The following is a 15,453-nucleotide window of genomic DNA, read 5'->3' as shown; positions in this document are numbered from 1 at the left end:
AATCGCGCTCGACCCAAAGGTGTCAGTCTGGCATTGCTGTGAATGTTCATTCGATCCCTCCGAATAGGGTTGGTGCTTGGTAACTCCAACCAACTCGGTCTGGATCGAATGGACAACCTGTTGAAAGCTCACAGCTAGAGCAGATCACCGCACGGCTTGACGCAATTGAAGCGGGTCTGAGTGATCTTGCCGCAGATCTTGGCCAAGATGCCCGTTTTGATCAGCCCGCGGCGGCTGTGGCCCTGCTAGAATCCACGGCTGTTGTGCCCGCACAAACCACGGCGGCTCCCACGCAGCCTGCGCCCGTTCCAGCGCCTGCTCCCACATGGCGCGATACGGCGACCGTCGTGCTGCAGCCCGGCGAAGGGATCGAGCTGAAACTCAGCATGACAGAGGGGGAGACTGCGATCTTCGAATGGACAGCCAATGGATCGGTTTTGAACCATGACACCCATGGTGATGGCAATGGTCAGAGCATTTCCTACGTCAAAGGCCGCGGTGTGGCCGGGGAAACTGGAACATTGACCGCGGCATTCACCGGCAATCACGGCTGGTTCTGGCGCAATCGCACCTCGGATCCTGTGACGCTCGATCTGAAATTGGGTGGCAGCTACGACCGGTTCATCCGTCCCTGACGCGCAAAATCACTACCACAAATCGTGGGGAAGCCGTCCTGGATGGCTTCCTCTTCCCCAGATGTGACTGCGTCTTGTTACGGGCTGGCGGATTTAAACCTGTTGTTAGGCGAAGCGCGCTACCCTCGGCGCAACAGTTTTATGATGTATTGGTGAGGGATGCCATGAAAAGGCTGAATGTTGGCGCGCGCCTTGGGCTGGGATTTGGATTTTTGATCCTGCTCATGGTCATCATGACGGCGGCATCGATCACGGTCATCACGCAGACCCGCGATAACCTTGCCAAGATCAATGAGGTCCATTCCGTCAAGAAGCGGCACGCCATCAATTATCGCGGCAGCGTGCATGATCGCGCTGTTGCGGTGCGCGATGTGGTCTTGCTGCAAAGCGATGATGACAGGGCTGGACAAATTGCTCTGATCGAACAGCTGGCAGCCGCTTACGCAGAGAATGAGACCCAGCTGTCCGCTCTGTTGTCTGATCAGGCGCTCTCCACCGAAGAAGAGGTCGCGCTGCACGATCAGATCAGCGAAATCCAGGCCCGAGTGATCCCGCAGGTCGACGACATTGTGCAGCTGATGCTCGCTGGTGAACGCGACCGGGCCCTGAACATCCTGATTTATGCGACATCCGCAGAGTTTTCTGCCTGGCTGGACGCCATCAATGCCTTCATCAATCTGCAGGAGGCCCGCAGTCTGGAGACCGGCGCTGTTGTGTCCAGCACGGTCAAACAGTTTTCCAGCCTGTCACTCTATGGCGTGCTTGCCGCGCTGATCCTTGCGGCAGCCACAGCTTGGTTGACTGCGCGTTCGATCACCCGACCGCTTGCCAGTCTGCGCCAAAACGTTCAACAGATGAGCCGAGGGGAGGCCCTGGGTGAACTGGGGGTCGACAACCGAACCGATGAAATTGGTGCATTGGCCCGGTCCATTGATGAGCTGCGTCAAGCGGTTGAGGCAAAATCGGCCGCGGACCTGCAACGCCGCAAAGAGGAAGATGCGCAGGCCTGCACTGTCGTTACAAACCTCGGAGCGGCCCTGCACAGCCTTGCGGCTGGGGATCTTGATACCACCCTGCCAGAGCCGTTTGCGGAAAAGTATGAAAAACTCCGCCTTGATTTCAACGCGTTGTCACACAGGATGTCTGAAACAATCTCGTCAGTGGTGGACTCATCGGGATCCATCCGGAGTGGCGCTGCCGAGATCAGCCAGGCAAGCAGCGATCTGGCACATCGCACCGAAAGTCAGGCCGCCACGCTTGAACAATCCGCCGCAGCACTGGATGAATTGGCCCAGTCGGTCAAATCCGCGGCCGCCGGGGCGAAAAGCGTTGAGAGCACCATGGAGACCGCCCGAACCGAAGCGGAAGCCAGCGACGCGGTGGTGCAAGACGCTGTGGGGGCCATGGCGGAAATTGAAGAATCCTCGAACAAGATTTCGCAGATCATCTCTGTGATCGACGACATCGCGTTCCAGACCAACCTGCTGGCGCTGAACGCCGGTGTCGAAGCGGCCCGCGCCGGAGAGGCGGGGCGCGGTTTTGCCGTGGTCGCAAGCGAGGTTCGCGCGCTGGCCCAGCGGGCGTCCGGTGCCGCCATGGAAATCAAAACTCTGATCGAAGACAGCTCCGGCCAGGTGGAACGTGGAGTGGATCTGGTTGGTCGCGCGGGCGAAGCCTTGCAAAACATCAACTCCAAGGTTGGGCATATTTCGCAGCTGGTATCTGAAATTGCCGAAGGCGCGGCAGAGCAGGCCACCGGTCTGAACGAAATCAGCGCCGGTATGACGCAGTTGGATCAGGTGACCCAGCAGAACGCCGCCATGGTGGAAGAAGTCACCGCTGCGGGGGATTTGCTGAATTCGGATGCGAGAGCGCTGACCGAGCTGGTGGGTGGTTTTCGGGGTGGGCGTGTCGCTGGAAACCGGCCCGTTCGCGGCGCACCGAGCGCACTTACCGCGGTGCTAGAGCCGCAGACTTCAGGCGTTGCACCGGGCAGCGCGCTGGCTGCATCATCCTCCACGGCGCCAGAGACTGTAGAGCCCGCAGCATCACCACACCGGCCCGTTGCCATCGGCGCAGAGAGGGCCGTTGGTGGGTCCTCTTCCGCCGCTGCCGCGCTGTGGGAGGATTTCTAAATCCCCCTGGATCTGACACCACAACATTGACATGTCGACAGACAACGCAGTTGCAGCGCAGTAGGTGGCCAGAAGCAAAAGGCTGACATTTGCAACGCTCATCGACAGCGGCCCCCTGCATAGATTGGCGTGATCTGGGTAGCATTGCGCAACCAACATCTGCGCTTGCAAGCCTTTCCGTGGCTTGATCTGCCGCTACCCAGCGTCGTGAGATGTCCGTTACAGCCGCCGCCACCTTACGGCTGTTTTCAAGAAAAACGCCCATCCGGCTTGCTCTCGCCTCTCTTTTTTGAAAACAGCGCCCCAAACAAATTGGGGCCACTTTATGTCTGATCAAAACGGTGATGCGCGTCACCTCGAAACGCTTGACCGCGATCTCGCGCGGTTTTCCAACCTGGAAAAAGCAACCAACTTCGTCGCACGACCGATGGCGGGTCCGGGCATTGCCCTGGTGTTCATCGTTGTGGCGGGGCTCGTCGCATCGCTGTTTTTGGGGAAACCAGCAACAGTCTTGTTGTGGTGATTGCGGCCTGTTTGGGAGCCTATATGGCGCTCAATATTGGGGCCAATGACGTCGCAAACAACATGGGACCAGCGGTGGGCGCCAATGCGCTGTCGATGGGCGGCGCCATTGCCATTGCCGTCGTCTTCGAAAGCGCAGGTGCACTGATTGTGGGTGGCGATGTGGTCTCCACCATCGCAAAGGGCATTATCGCGCCCGAAAGCATGGGGGACGCACAGACGTTTATGTGGGCGATGATGGCGGCGCTATTGTCTGCTGCGCTGTGGGTCAACCTGGCCACTTGGGTCGGCGCGCCGGTGTCGACCACCCATTCCGTCGTCGGGGGCGTGATGGGCGCGGGCATTGCATCTGCGGGTCTGGCCGCGGTCAGCTGGGGCACCATGGGCAAGATCGCAGCCAGCTGGGTGATTTCCCCAGTGCTGGGCGGGCTGATTGCGGCGCTGTTCCTGGCCTTCATCAAAACGCGCATCATTTATCAAGACGATAAAATTGCGGCCGCGCGCAAATGGGTGCCAGTTCTTGTGGGCATCATGGCGGGGGCTTTTGCGTCTTATCTGGCGCTGAAAGGTCTGAAAAAAATCATCAAAATTGACTTGCCAACCGCGCTGTTGATTGGTGTTGTGATCGGAGGGCTGATCTGGCTGGTGACCATTCCGCTGATCCGCAAACAGTCCGAAGGGCTGGAAAACCGCAACAAATCGTTGAAAGTGCTGTTTGGCATTCCGCTGGTCGTATCGGCTGCATTGCTCAGCTTTGCGCATGGTGCCAATGACGTCGCCAATGCGGTTGGGCCGCTAGCTGCCATTGTGCAATCGCTGGAGTCCGGCAATTTCACTGACGCCATCAGCATTCCGACCTGGGTGATGGTGATCGGCGCCTTTGGGATTTCCTTTGGGCTGTTCCTCTTTGGGCCAAAGCTGATCCGGATGGTGGGCAGCAAGATCACCAAACTGAACCCGATGCGCGCCTATTGCGTGGCTTTGGCGGCGGCGATCACCGTTATTGTGGCCAGCTGGTTGGGCCTGCCGGTCAGCTCCACCCACATTGCGGTGGGGGCGGTGTTCGGCGTCGGCTTCTTCCGGGAGTGGGATGCGGAACGGCGGCTCAAGAAGGCGCGCCAGTCGGTGCCGGATCGGTTGGTTTACGGCCCCGAAGAGCGCCGCCGCCGCAAGCTGGTGCGCCGGTCGCATTTCATGACGATTATTGCCGCCTGGATCGTGACGGTCCCATCTGCTGCGCTGCTGTCGGGGGTGATTTTCGTGCTGATCACTGCTTTTGTCGGCTGATGGGCTGAGCCAGCCCAAGTCGCTGCACCACAGAAAAGAGGCGACCAACACAATGTGTCAGTCGCCTCAGGTGTGGGTGTCACAGTCGGTCTGAAGGTCATCTCGTGACGCCTCCACATTCGCAGATCCGGCCCGTTGTCTCAAGCCGCTGCCGGGGTATCTTTTGGGTCATTTAGGTGACCGTTAGATAGTTGAAAGATCGCGGAAATTCGATCTTTGCCTCAGCGCGGCGGGGCTGTGTTTTGCACCGGATGTATCCATGTTAGGGAAAGCGCAAAACGAGATCACGGCAAGGCTCTGGCAGTCCTAAGTGGGATGACTGAAACAGCTGCCTCAACGGCGATCTTCCAGGATCATATCCGCAGCTTTTTCCCCAATCATGATGGTCGGCGCATTTGTATTGCCCGACACAATATCTGGCATGATCGACGCATCCGCAACACGCACCCCGCGCAGGCCATGCACCCGCAGCCGGTCATCCACCACGGCCAAGTCATCTGCGCCCATCCGGCAGGTGCTGGTCGGGTGGTAAATCGTTTGGCTGATATTGCGGGCGCAATCCAGAATTTCATCATCTGTTTGCGGATCGTTGGCGGGTATATGTTCGCGCAGGATAAAGGGTGATAGCGCCTTCGTGTGCGTCATGGCGCGCGCGAATTTCACGGCCCTGATCGCGCAGAGCTGATCCGCCGTCGCGGAGAGGTAATTCGGTACGATCTTGGGGTAATCTACGGCCTTTGGCGAGGCGATATGGATGTGGCCTCGGCTTTCAGGGCGCAGCTGACATACGGAGGAGGTGATGCCCGAAAACGGGTGCATTTCAATACCCGGTGTGTCCGCGCTGAGGGGTTGGAAGTGAAACTGAATGTCGGGCGTTTCGAGACCGTCCATTGACTTGGCAAAAATGCAGACTTGGCTGGCGCCCAGGCTCATAGGGCCCTTGCGAAACAGGACATAGTTCAGGCCAATGCCCATCCGCGGCCAAAACCGGTTGATGGCGTCATTCAGTGTTTCGGTATTTACTTCATAGACCAGGCGGATCTGTAAATGATCCTGCAGACATTCGCCGACCCCAGGCAATTCATGGTGCAGTGGAACCCCGGCCTTTTGCAGCACATCTCCGCGTCCGATGCCGGACAGTTCGAGGATCTGTGGTGATCCGATGGCACCGGCGGATAAAATGACCTCACCACCGGGGTTTAGGTGAACTTCATGGCTTTGGCCGTTTCGGGTATACCGCACACCTATGACGCGTTTGGGATCGTTTGCATCGAAGAGCAGCGCTTCGGTATGGGCATGGGTGAGGATTTCGAGATTTGGCCGCTTCTTCGCAGGATTGAGAAACGCCCGTGCGGCCGAGCAGCGAAAGCCACCTTTGGCAGTCTGATGAAAATACCCAGCACCTTCCTGGTCAGCCCCGTTGTAGTCCTCGGTGCGAGGAACCCCCATTTCGACGGCCGCATCCAAAAAGGCCTCTGAGATTTTGCTCTTGGCGCGGATCAGCGACACCGCCAGACCGCCGTCGCCACCGTGGTAGTCATCAGCGCCATTCTCATGGGCTTCGGATCTTTTGAACAGGGGCAGCACATCGTCATAGGACCAGCCGCGATTTCCCTTTTGGGCCCAACGATCATAGTCTTCTTTCTGTCCCCGCACGTAGAGCAGACCATTGATCGAGGACGAGCCGCCGAGCGTTTTGCCCCGCGGCCAATCCAACGAGCGGTTGTTCAATCCCGGGTCAGGTTCCGAGCGATAGCGCCAGTCGGTGGCGGGGTTATGCAGCGTTTTGAAGTACCCCACCGGCACGTGGATCCATGGGTTGAGGTCGCGACCACCCGCTTCGAGCAGCAACACCCGATTCGCGGGGTTTTCGCTCAACCTATTGGCCAGAACGCACCCAGCGGATCCTGCGCCAATGATCAAAAAATCAGCTGTTTTTGGGGACATAGTCGGATCCTTAGGCGGTTTGGTTTTGGGCGCTCCGCAGAATTGCCTTGCCTCAATCATCTCTAGATGACTAAAAATGAGACTACAAGTCTCAATAATTATTAAGTAGGGAGGGGAACTATGCGTATTGGAAATAAGCTAAGCCACCTGTCACGGCGCGACCTGTTCAGGGTCGCGGGGCAGTACGGGTTGAGCTCGACCTTGCTGGCCGCTGGCTCGTTCGGCGGGGCGATGAGCCTGGGCAACCTGGCGAATGCAGCGGAATCAACCTATGAAAAGCGCTTTGCCAAACCAGCGCGACACACGTTGAAATTTGGCGCGGCGGGTTTTAATCCGCAGAACCTTCTTATTGAGCGGGCGGGTGCGTTGGAGTTTGCGCGAGATCTCGAAAGCCGCACCGATGGCGAGATCCGTGTTGAATTCATCGGCAACAACCAGATCTGTGGGCAGGTATCCTGCGTGGAGAAAACGCAGCAGGGGATCGTCGACATCTATGCGGCGTCGACGCAGAACTCCGCGGGTGGCGCGCCTTATCTGAACGTGTTGGACTATGCCTACATGTTCCGCAATCGCGCGGATCAGTATCATTTCCTTTATTCGCCCAAATCGCAGGCGTTGTTGCGCGAACCGTACGAGCGGCGCCATGGTCTGAAATTCCTCTTCAGCCATGCTGAACTGCGCGGCATTCAGTTGGGTCTGGCGTGGCAGGACAAACCCACCGTCACCAGCATTGAACAGCTCTTTGGCACAAAGAACCGCGTCACTGGCACGCAGCTTGGTCGCATTGCGATGCAGGCGTTGAATCTCAATCCGGTTCCTGTGGCTTGGGAAGAAACGCTGGATGGCCTGAAACAGGGTTTGATTGACGGTGCTGAAACCTGGGCCTCCGCTGTGGCCTACGCGAATATGTCCCCAGTTGTGTCGCAGTCTGTGTATCTGAACTTCTTCTGCGGCACCGAGCACACGGCCATGTCTGCCGAAGTGTTTGATGGTCTTGGCGGTGATCTGCAGGACGCGGTGATGGAATCCGCCTACTGGGCGCAGACCCATGTGCAGGCGGCCAACGAGGCGGCGTTGGTCAAAACAGTCGGTGCCTCCGACCCGCAACTCCCTGGCACGATCTTTGCCCAAAACAACGTGCGCAACGCGTTCTTGTCCAAAGAAGAGCTGCGCAAGGCCGAAGAGATGTGTTCGCCCGAATTCCAGCCACAGCTGTGGGAGGAATGGCGCGAACGGATCAACGGATGGGCCGGTGGCCTGGACACCTACCAGGAGATCTACGACGAGGTGCGCACCATCCCCGAAGACACGTTGCCAGAAAACGTCGAACCGCGCCGTTGGTGGAAAGCATAATCCACCGCTAAGCTATCAGAGCTGGTCCCGCCATTGGGGCCGGCTCATTTGCGCGCGCACAGGCGCTGCTTGGCGGCGAAATTGCTTTTGAACAGCGATTACATTTGAACAGGGGAGGGGCGCCGGATGTCTATCTGGGCGGATATGTCCACCATCGTGATGGCCACGGTGACTGGGGATATCAATTTCAAAGTCGTTAAGGCCTATCGCTCGGACGCGGCCTGGCTGGTTTTTGGGCCGCTGACGTTGGTTGGTGCCATTGTGTTTTACTATCGCGAAAGACTGGCCGAAGGGTTGGAGGCACGGCTGGGATATTCCGCGACACGGTTCACACATCCTATCATCGCGGCGATGTTGGCGTTGGGGCTGGCGGCTGCTTTTCTGGACCCGGTGTCTGAAACGCTGACAGCACTGCTTGGGGATAACCTTCGGCTGCTGGTGGTCTTTGTCCCGGTTCTGTTGATCCTGCTGGAACGCTCACCCGAACGTACAATTGTGGTCTATTGCTACATCGTGATGGCGGTGATCATCTTCGTCGGCGTGATCCAGCGCTTTGGTTTCTCGATCCAGGCGCCTTGGTCGACCACCATCCCGCCGCTGCTGTTCATGATCATGGCTTGGTATGGCTGCACCTTTAACATCCGCTTGCGCACCCATCTCAGCTTTTCGGAGTTTCGCACCAGCCTAGGACGGACGGGGCAGCTGTTTTGGCTGACGCTCGACAACATCCTGTGGCTGCTGTTCTGCATTATTTTGGTGACCACAACGGCACGCGTGACCGTCAACACCTACGACAATTTCGCTATCGTGTTGGGCACGGATGACATCATGCGTTGGTGGTTCCTGCTGACCATGCCCCTGTGTTTCATCCTGCTGGCCACACGCGCCATCGAGAACATTGTCGAAGATCTGGGAAAATACAAAAGCGGCGGCCCCATGATTGAACAAGCCGTAATCGGAGGGGACACCTGATGACCGATGCAACCTGGATCACGGTGATCTCGCTGGCGGTGACGTTTCTGTTCATGATGGGCACACCGGTTCTTTTGATTATTTTCTACTGGGTCGTGGGCTGCAGTTTTGTCCTCGATCTGACGCTCGACAACACCGGCGCTGAAATGCTGAATGTGTTCAAGGATGGCTTTGCCCTGATGGCGATGCCCTTGTTCATTCTGACTGGCGATCTGATCAACAAATCAGGGATCGCCAAACGCCTGTCCGATTTTGCCTATGCCTGTTTGGGGTGGCTTCGCGGCGGTCTTGCCATGGCCTCCCTGGGGGCGTGCGGTCTGTTTGCCGCGATCTCCGGCTCAAACTCGGCCACCACGGCCACCATCGGATCCATGCTCCACCCCGAAATGGTCAAAGGCGGCTATGACGAGCGTTTCTCTGCGGCCACAGCGGCCGCAGGTGGGACTGTCGGAATCATCATTCCTCCGTCGATCATCTTTATCGTCTATGGGTTTTTGATGAACCTGCCGATTTCGGACCTTTTTGTTGCGGGGATCCTGCCGGGCGCTTTGATGGTTGTCGGCATGCAGCTGGCCTGCTGGATCATCTGCCGCATCAACGGTTGGGGTTATCTCATCCCGCTGCAGCTGAACCGCGTGTTGAAGACCGCTTTTGGCGCGTGGCTTGGGTTTTTCGCCATCGGACTGGTGCTTTGGGGAATTTACACGGGTAAGTTTTCGCCCACTGAAGCTGCGGGTGTGACGGTTGGATTTTGCATCTTTGCAGGTCTTGTCAGCTATCCGATCAACAAGATGATGGGTGCGGATCGTACCAAACCGCTGGCCGACAAAAGCTATGCCGAGATGTTCGCAGTCGAGGGATTCACGTTGCCGGAAATCCCATCAATTGTGGTCCGCTCTGCCCAAATCAGCGGGATCCTGGCGCCACTGATCGCCGTGTCTGTGGTGATGCAGCAGATCCTGTCCCTGCTCGGTGCGCAGCAGACCATCGGCGATTTTGTCACCTCCATGGGCGGCTATCATGCGGTGTTGTTCACCTCCATGGTGATCGTCTTCTTCTCGGGCATGGTGCTGGAAAGCCTGCCGGTGACCATCATTCTGGCACCTATCTTGGCGCCGATCGCGGCCTCCGTTGGCATTGATCCGATCCACTTTTCGGTGATTTTCCTGATAGGGGCCTCCATCGGTTTCATCACCCCGCCTTATGGATTGAATCTCTATGTGGCTTCTGGCGTGACAGGAGTTCCCTATTTCAGGCTGCTTCGCTATACGGTCCCCTATCTTGCTGCTCTGATCTCCGTTTGGGTGCTGGTGTCACTTGTACCGGACTTGGCGCTGATCTTGCTGCCGAACAGATAGAAATGAGACCCGATGCCCGCTGACGCGCCACTGTCCAAAGACAACCAGATCCCAACCAACCTTCGGCTGTTGCGGATCTTGGAGGAGGTGGCGCGGCTGGGGGTGTCGGTGAAGCCAACAGATCTGATCGACACCATCGGCCTGCCCAAAGCAACCATTCATCGGCTTCTGCAAACCGCGGAGGCCGAAGGGTTTTTGCAACGCGATCTGGATGGCCGCTCGTTTGGGCCGGGAGATCGTCTGCGCACCCTGGCTGTGAACACCATGTCATCGGAGCGGATCCGCACCGCGCGCCTGGCGATTATGAAGGCCGCTGCCGAAGAAATCGGCGAAACCATCAATCTGGCCACCCCCGACCGCGAGGGCATGACCTATCTGGACCGGGTGGAAACCAAATGGCCCCTGCGCATTCAGTTGCCCATCGGCACCCAGGTGCCGTTTCATTGCACGGCGAGTGGCAAGATGTACCTATCGTCTTTGCGCGCTGCACCGCTGAACGCCGTCTTGTCGGCCAAGCCGCTGGATAAGCTGACAGAGCGAACAACAACGGACCCGGATGCATTGCGCCATGAACTGGTCCAGACCCGCGCGCGCGGCTATGCGCAAGACGACGAGGAGTTCATGGCAGGAATGGCCGCCATCGCGGTGCCGGTGTTGGACTGCCAAGACAGGTTGCTCGCAACTCTCTCGGTACATGCCCCTGTAATGCGCTGTTCACTGGAGCAAATCATCGGCTTCCTCGCCCCCCTGCAACGCGCGGCCACAAAGCTGTCGGAGCTGAACCAGTCCGAATGATCGGGGTCGGGGACAACAGTCACACCGTTTTTCAGGCGGATTGGTGGGCCCGATAAACTGTCCAATGCCCTATCTGCTTTGGGAGGCGATAACTCCGGTAGTTTCTCTCGCTACGCTGATTATCTGGCAGACTACTATCGGATCTCCAACATAATTTCTAACCGCGCTGGCGAAGCAGAAACTGAAATGACGGCGAATGAAGCTGCGCTGGCAACGCTGGAGCGCCAAATCGAAATGGCTGAGAGTATCCATCGCATGGAATTGCAGCGTCTTGATCAGATGATCGAGGATGGGCGCAAGCCGTTGGAGATAGCGCTTGATCATTATGTCGCCGCAATCAATATCGAAAACTCTGTGGCTCAGCTGAACCAGACCGCCGATCGATATGTAATCGTTTCCGAGCGGGTCGAGACATGGCTTACCGAGCTCGAAACCATTCGCACAACCATGGATCAGCCGGTTACCGAAACGCTCGGGGGCAATACCACGCTGCTCAGCATCAACGCGGGGATTGCCGCTGTAACAGGCGCGGTTCAGGCGTTGGGTGGTAGCCCCAGCGGGCTTGCTGCTGGCATTGCTGCGAATGCTGCGGCCTAACGTGAAGCCAACCGTATTGCTCAAATCAAAGCGCTTGAACGAACTCTCCACCAAAGAACGCGACCAGTTCGGGCGCTTTGAAATCATCCCTAGAGATAAGGCAAAGCTGGTCAGTTACGAGGTCGCGGTGCAGACGCGGAACAACGACTATGTTGCCGACTTTCTCGAAGAGGTGGCTGATATCCCGTGCATCCACATCGGGGATCCCTCTCGCGGTGGGGCCACGACGTATGGCTATCCGCGTGATTTCGGCTTTCCATACGAAACCCGGTCCATTTTCAAGCTGTTCCTTGAAGTAGAACGCGTGACCTGATGCCGATCACAAAAGTACCAAGCTTCACCAAGGTGCCAGATCGCGGCAGTGCGCCCGCGGCGGCTTTTTCGGAAGCTGTCGATACGTTTCTGGGTGAGATCAATACGCGCACGGTGGCGGGCAATCAGCAGGCAGATGAGCTGAATGCCCTTGCAGCGCAGGTGGAAACCCAGGCGCAGGCCGTGGCGCAGGGTAAGGCTAGTTTTGATGAAGGCTATGCTGCGTTCCTGGCGGCACTTGGGGCGGAGGTCTGGCTGCGATTACGCTGGCTCCGGATCTGATCTATCTCGTGGCTGAAATCGACACCAACCCAGCGACCTGGTCGATCCTGCAGCTTTGGATCATCCTGCTGGGCGTTGTCGGGCGCCTTGTTCTGCAGCCGCGGGAAGGGGTTGTTGGACGGCGGATCGTGCAGGCTATTCTGGTGCTTGGGGGAGGTAGAGCAGGCAGTTGAAGCATTTGAGGAAGCATTGCGGAACGCAAGAGCAAAGTCTGGCCCGTGGGAGCAGGAGCTCCACCAGCGCATAATTCAAACGAGGGACAACAACGCGCTTGCGCTTTGGGTGTCAGTGGTCGAGGCGGCCAAATAGGTGACTGGAGTAGCCCATCGTCCAGAGTTGTCGTTGGCGAAGCCACAGCAAAGACCCGTTTTGTACGCACGGCGGATTTTGGCTAAGTTGCATGGACGATTTGAATGAGCCCAAAGCGGTCACTGACAACCAGACAGGCTCCGGCACCTTCAGCGTGGAGTGAACACTAGCCGTTGAAGCATGTTGCCGCGAGATCTGTCACCCGAATCCACAGGTCGCAGACAACGCTGTCATTGGATTCCTGCCGTGTCCTGCTAAGACAAGCTGGGCAATCAATGAGAACTCAAATGAACTCTTCCAGAAGGATCTATCTATCGACCGCATTCTGCGTGTTTGCTGCCTCTGTGGCATATGCTGCCGATCCGAAGGAATTCGGGGGCTTCATGTTGGGAAGCTCATTTGAGGCGGCATAACAGCATGCGCTCGGACAGGAATGGGAGCTCGTTCCTGCTTCAGAATACCTGCCAGGAAAATGGACTGTCAAAGGCTCGAACCTATCCCTGGGTGTTTGCAACGGGGTAGTCTCTTCAGTCGATGAAAAACTGGAAGGCGACCTGGAGGAGTTCGCGGCGCTCGTTTTTTCAATGCAGCTTGATTTTGGCGAGCCCGAGGTTCAGATCCGTAGTCTTGATTCCGGAATCGGGGTGATATCGACGATAGATGCACGGTTCAACAAAGTTGATGGTGGAGTCACCGTTCAACTTCAGAGCATTGGCGGAGAACGAGCCTTCTCTGTAAATCACTGGATGGAAAACGAATGCCGGTGATCTCGACTATACTATGCAATAAAAGGCAACAATGGGCTCACTGCCGTCGAATGCCAATGCAGCAAGACCCTTGTTGAGCGTGGACAGGAGCCTGTCATCGACAGTTCTGGCCAAGAGATTGATTCTACGGCGTTTCGGATGATGTGCAGCCATCATTGTCGCAAAAGCCAAGGTTCCGCCTGGTTGTGGCTAAATCTTGGTTAGAGCCCAGATCTCCCAAGTGCTGCGCAGCGCATGAGCGGCCGCGCGAGCTTATCAGTTGCTAGCCATACCAGCAATCATTGCACCCAGCGCGACAAGGTGAACGAGCATAAGCGCCTTGTCATTCCATAGCGCACCGACGGCGAACCACCCCAGAACACCCACAAGAAAAAAGTATAGGTTCCAAGGCGTCCAGCCAAACCCAGTCGCGGTGTATCCTAGGATTTGAATGGCAGATGCCCCCCATTTGACCGCAAAGACAAGGCGCTCGCGCTGGGACATGAGTGCCAAGGTATCAGACGGCACGGGTCAATCCTCCGTCGATACGCAGGTTTTGTCCTGTCATGTAGCTGCCATCTACCGACGAAAGCCACGACATGAGGGACGAAACTCCGGAAGCAAAACCGTAGCGTCCAATGGGAATACGCGCCTTGCGGTCTTCGGTTTCGGGCAAGCTGTCGATGAAGCCCGGAAGGACGTTGTTCATCCGGATATTGTCCGACGCATACTTGTCCGAATAGAGCTTCGTGAATGCAGCAAGCCCGGCCCGGAAGACCCCCGACGTTGGAAACAGAGGGTCGGGTTCGAATGCCGCAAAGGTCGAGATATTAATGATTGCCCCACCGCCATTTGCCTGCATTGTGGGTGCGACAAGACGTGTCGGGCGGATCACGTTCATGAGGTAAACTCCCATCCCTTGATGCCAATCCTCGTCACTTATCTCAAGAACCGGACCTTTTGGTCCGTGGTCGGCAGAGTCCACCAACACATCGATGCGGCCCCAACGCTCCTTCGCACCTTCGACCAATGCGTTCAGCGCGTCTGCATCAAGATTGGAGCCCGTTTCGCCAAAGCCGCCAAGTTTGCAGCCAAGCGCCTCACCCTTGCCGGACGAAGATAGGATGCCAATTTTGAACCCATCATCTGCCAATTTCCGTGCTGCATCTGCACCCATGCCGCTGCCGCCTGCCGTGATCAGAGCTACTTTTTCTACTGTCATATCGAGCATCCTTTCTTGGTTGGACAATGTATGATGATTCTTTTGGCCAAATTCGATTCAGAATTGATGTTGACCGGCAGTAGAATTACTATTGCAGAATGACTGAACTTCCCCCGCTCAACAGTTTGCGTGCGTTCGATGCAGCAGGCCGTCGCCTCAGTTTCCGCTCTGCTGCTGATGAATTGGGCGTGACGCAGGGAGCTGTTGCGCAACAGGTGCGTCAGCTAGAAGCGCACCTTGAGGTCGTCTTGTTTGAACGTGTTCCCAAGGGTCTCGCATTCACATCGGTCGGTCGCCGCTTTCACAACCGGATCGCGAGCGCCTTCGCGGACTTGCGATCCGCTACATCTGAACTTAAGCCAGAGCCAAACAAAGTCCTTATCAGTGTCACTCCGACCTTTGCTGCAAAATGGCTGATCCCTAATTTACCGGACTTTGCGGCGGCACACCCCGACGTCGATTTGCGGATCATGGCAACCGAAAGGGTTTCCAGCTTCCACAGTGACGGGATAGACCTTGCAGTCCGCCAGGGATCACCACCATTTGGCGCATCACTGGACGCAACACTATTGTTTAAGCAATCGCTAATCGCAGTCGCCGCGCCACAGTTCGCGGACAACGGGGGCGCATTGCTTGAACCAGAAACTCTTGCCAAGCAACTGAAGGTCCATGACGCTCATGACCAATGGCCAAGCTACCTGGCGCATCTGGGTACACAAGACCAGTCGCCTCGTCACCTGCATCTGAGCCAAACGTCTCTGGCCGTGGATGCTGCGATCGCCGGACAAGGGGTGGCCTTGGTAAGCCGGTTTCTGGTGGCACATGACCTTGCATCTGGCCGTTTGGTCGAGGTTGGCCCAGCCTGGGACGCGAGCGGAAGCGACTTCTATATCCTCATACCGCGCACCGCCAAGCGCAATGGGACGGTTGTAAATGTCGTGGCGTGACTCATGGCGCTCTCCGTCAAAACACCTGACTGCT

General features: G+C 57.2%; 14 protein-coding genes and 1 pseudogene. 12 read left to right on the top strand and 3 right to left on the bottom strand.

All coding sequences use genetic code 11. From position 1 onward, the window contains the following. Positions 1-236 precede the first annotated feature (236 nt). The 3 genes and pseudogenes from Q0C28_RS13815 (at position 237) to Q0C28_RS13805 (ending at position 4,579) form a co-directional block, all read left to right on the top strand. Positions 237-635 carry a hypothetical protein gene (locus Q0C28_RS13815; protein ID WP_293576705.1) on the top strand — a complete coding sequence of 133 codons (399 nt, stop codon included), beginning with the start codon at positions 237-239 and terminating at the stop codon, positions 633-635. Positions 636-799: 164 nt separating this feature from the next. Further along, positions 800-2,770 carry a methyl-accepting chemotaxis protein gene (locus tag Q0C28_RS13810; protein WP_293576704.1) on the top strand — a complete coding sequence of 657 codons (1,971 nt, stop codon included), beginning with the start codon at positions 800-802 and terminating at the stop codon, positions 2,768-2,770. Positions 2,771-3,095: 325 nt separating this feature from the next. Further along, a pseudogene (locus Q0C28_RS13805) lies at positions 3,096-4,579 on the top strand (inorganic phosphate transporter). Between the two features lie 333 nt (positions 4,580-4,912). Here the strand turns inward: Q0C28_RS13805 and Q0C28_RS13800 are convergent. Further along, on the bottom strand, positions 4,913-6,526 hold the full coding sequence (locus Q0C28_RS13800; RefSeq protein WP_293576702.1) for a GMC family oxidoreductase N-terminal domain-containing protein: 1,614 nt from the start codon (positions 6,524-6,526) through the stop codon (positions 4,913-4,915). Positions 6,527-6,646: 120 nt separating this feature from the next. On the opposite strand from Q0C28_RS13800, the gene Q0C28_RS13795 reads away from it, so the two are divergent. The 8 genes from Q0C28_RS13795 to Q0C28_RS13760 all read left to right on the top strand — a co-directional run bounded on the left by Q0C28_RS13795 (position 6,647) and on the right by Q0C28_RS13760 (position 12,368). After that, positions 6,647-7,879, top strand: coding sequence for a TRAP transporter substrate-binding protein (locus Q0C28_RS13795; protein WP_293576701.1), 1,233 nt, complete (start codon positions 6,647-6,649; stop codon positions 7,877-7,879). Between the two features lie 126 nt (positions 7,880-8,005). Then, positions 8,006-8,851 (top strand): TRAP transporter small permease subunit, encoded by an 846-nt coding sequence (locus tag Q0C28_RS13790; RefSeq protein WP_293576700.1) that lies wholly within the window; start codon positions 8,006-8,008, stop codon positions 8,849-8,851. Further along, positions 8,851-10,209 carry a TRAP transporter large permease gene (locus tag Q0C28_RS13785; RefSeq protein WP_293576699.1) on the top strand — a complete coding sequence of 453 codons (1,359 nt, stop codon included), beginning with the start codon at positions 8,851-8,853 and terminating at the stop codon, positions 10,207-10,209. The genes Q0C28_RS13790 and Q0C28_RS13785 overlap by 1 nt, the downstream gene beginning before the upstream one ends. 12 nt (positions 10,210-10,221) lie before the next feature. Continuing rightward, entirely contained in the window at positions 10,222-11,004 is a 783-nt protein-coding gene (locus tag Q0C28_RS13780) for an IclR family transcriptional regulator (protein WP_293576697.1), read from the top strand. Between the two features lie 186 nt (positions 11,005-11,190). Next, entirely contained in the window at positions 11,191-11,601 is a 411-nt protein-coding gene (locus Q0C28_RS13775; protein ID WP_293576696.1) for a hypothetical protein, read from the top strand. 34 nt (positions 11,602-11,635) lie between these two features. Further along, positions 11,636-11,914: a hypothetical protein gene (locus Q0C28_RS13770; RefSeq protein WP_293576695.1), complete on the top strand. Its 279-nt coding sequence runs from the start codon at positions 11,636-11,638 to the stop codon at positions 11,912-11,914. Next, a complete protein-coding gene (locus Q0C28_RS13765; RefSeq protein ID WP_293576694.1) occupies positions 11,914-12,195 on the top strand; it encodes a hypothetical protein in 282 nt (93 codons plus the stop codon). The genes Q0C28_RS13770 and Q0C28_RS13765 overlap by 1 nt, the downstream gene beginning before the upstream one ends. An 8-nt stretch (positions 12,196-12,203) precedes the next feature. After that, positions 12,204-12,368 carry a hypothetical protein gene (locus tag Q0C28_RS13760; protein WP_293576692.1) on the top strand — a complete coding sequence of 55 codons (165 nt, stop codon included), beginning with the start codon at positions 12,204-12,206 and terminating at the stop codon, positions 12,366-12,368. A 1,158-nt stretch (positions 12,369-13,526) separates the two neighbouring features. On the opposite strand, the gene Q0C28_RS13755 is transcribed toward Q0C28_RS13760, so the two are convergent. Together Q0C28_RS13755 and Q0C28_RS13750 are read right to left on the bottom strand one after the other, a co-directional pair. Beyond that, a complete protein-coding gene (locus Q0C28_RS13755; RefSeq protein ID WP_293576713.1) occupies positions 13,527-13,754 on the bottom strand; it encodes a DUF6552 family protein in 228 nt (75 codons plus the stop codon). Positions 13,755-13,767: 13 nt separating this feature from the next. Further along, a complete protein-coding gene (locus tag Q0C28_RS13750) occupies positions 13,768-14,472 on the bottom strand; it encodes an SDR family oxidoreductase (RefSeq protein WP_293576691.1) in 705 nt (234 codons plus the stop codon). Positions 14,473-14,570: 98 nt separating this feature from the next. Between Q0C28_RS13750 and Q0C28_RS13745 the strand changes: the two genes are divergently transcribed. Next, positions 14,571-15,419, top strand: coding sequence for a LysR substrate-binding domain-containing protein (locus Q0C28_RS13745; RefSeq protein ID WP_293576690.1), 849 nt, complete (start codon positions 14,571-14,573; stop codon positions 15,417-15,419). Positions 15,420-15,453 lie beyond the last annotated feature (34 nt).

Origin of the sequence: Phaeobacter sp., assembly GCF_022825805.1 — a bacterium.
Classification (GTDB): Bacteria; Pseudomonadota; Alphaproteobacteria; order Rhodobacterales; family Rhodobacteraceae; genus Phaeobacter.
This window is presented reverse-complemented; position numbering and strand designations above follow the sequence as displayed.

Bases quoted from the DNA above. Each gene is read 5' to 3' on its own strand.
- Q0C28_RS13810 (WP_293576704.1), top strand. From the start codon at position 800: ATGAAAAGGCTGAATGTTGGCGCGCGCCTTGGGCTGGGATTTGGATTT.
- Q0C28_RS13800 (WP_293576702.1), bottom strand. From the start codon at position 6,526: ATGTCCCCAAAAACAGCTGATTTTTTGATCATTGGCGCAGGATCCGCT.
- Q0C28_RS13795 (WP_293576701.1), top strand. From the start codon at position 6,647: ATGCGTATTGGAAATAAGCTAAGCCACCTGTCACGGCGCGACCTGTTC.
- Q0C28_RS13790 (WP_293576700.1), top strand. From the start codon at position 8,006: ATGTCTATCTGGGCGGATATGTCCACCATCGTGATGGCCACGGTGACT.
- Q0C28_RS13785 (WP_293576699.1), top strand. From the start codon at position 8,851: ATGACCGATGCAACCTGGATCACGGTGATCTCGCTGGCGGTGACGTTT.
- Q0C28_RS13780 (WP_293576697.1), top strand. From the start codon at position 10,222: ATGCCCGCTGACGCGCCACTGTCCAAAGACAACCAGATCCCAACCAAC.
- Q0C28_RS13775 (WP_293576696.1), top strand. From the start codon at position 11,191: ATGACGGCGAATGAAGCTGCGCTGGCAACGCTGGAGCGCCAAATCGAA.
- Q0C28_RS13765 (WP_293576694.1), top strand. From the start codon at position 11,914: ATGCCGATCACAAAAGTACCAAGCTTCACCAAGGTGCCAGATCGCGGC.
- Q0C28_RS13755 (WP_293576713.1), bottom strand. From the start codon at position 13,754: ATGTCCCAGCGCGAGCGCCTTGTCTTTGCGGTCAAATGGGGGGCATCT.
- Q0C28_RS13750 (WP_293576691.1), bottom strand. From the start codon at position 14,472: ATGACAGTAGAAAAAGTAGCTCTGATCACGGCAGGCGGCAGCGGCATG.
- Q0C28_RS13745 (WP_293576690.1), top strand. From the start codon at position 14,571: ATGACTGAACTTCCCCCGCTCAACAGTTTGCGTGCGTTCGATGCAGCA.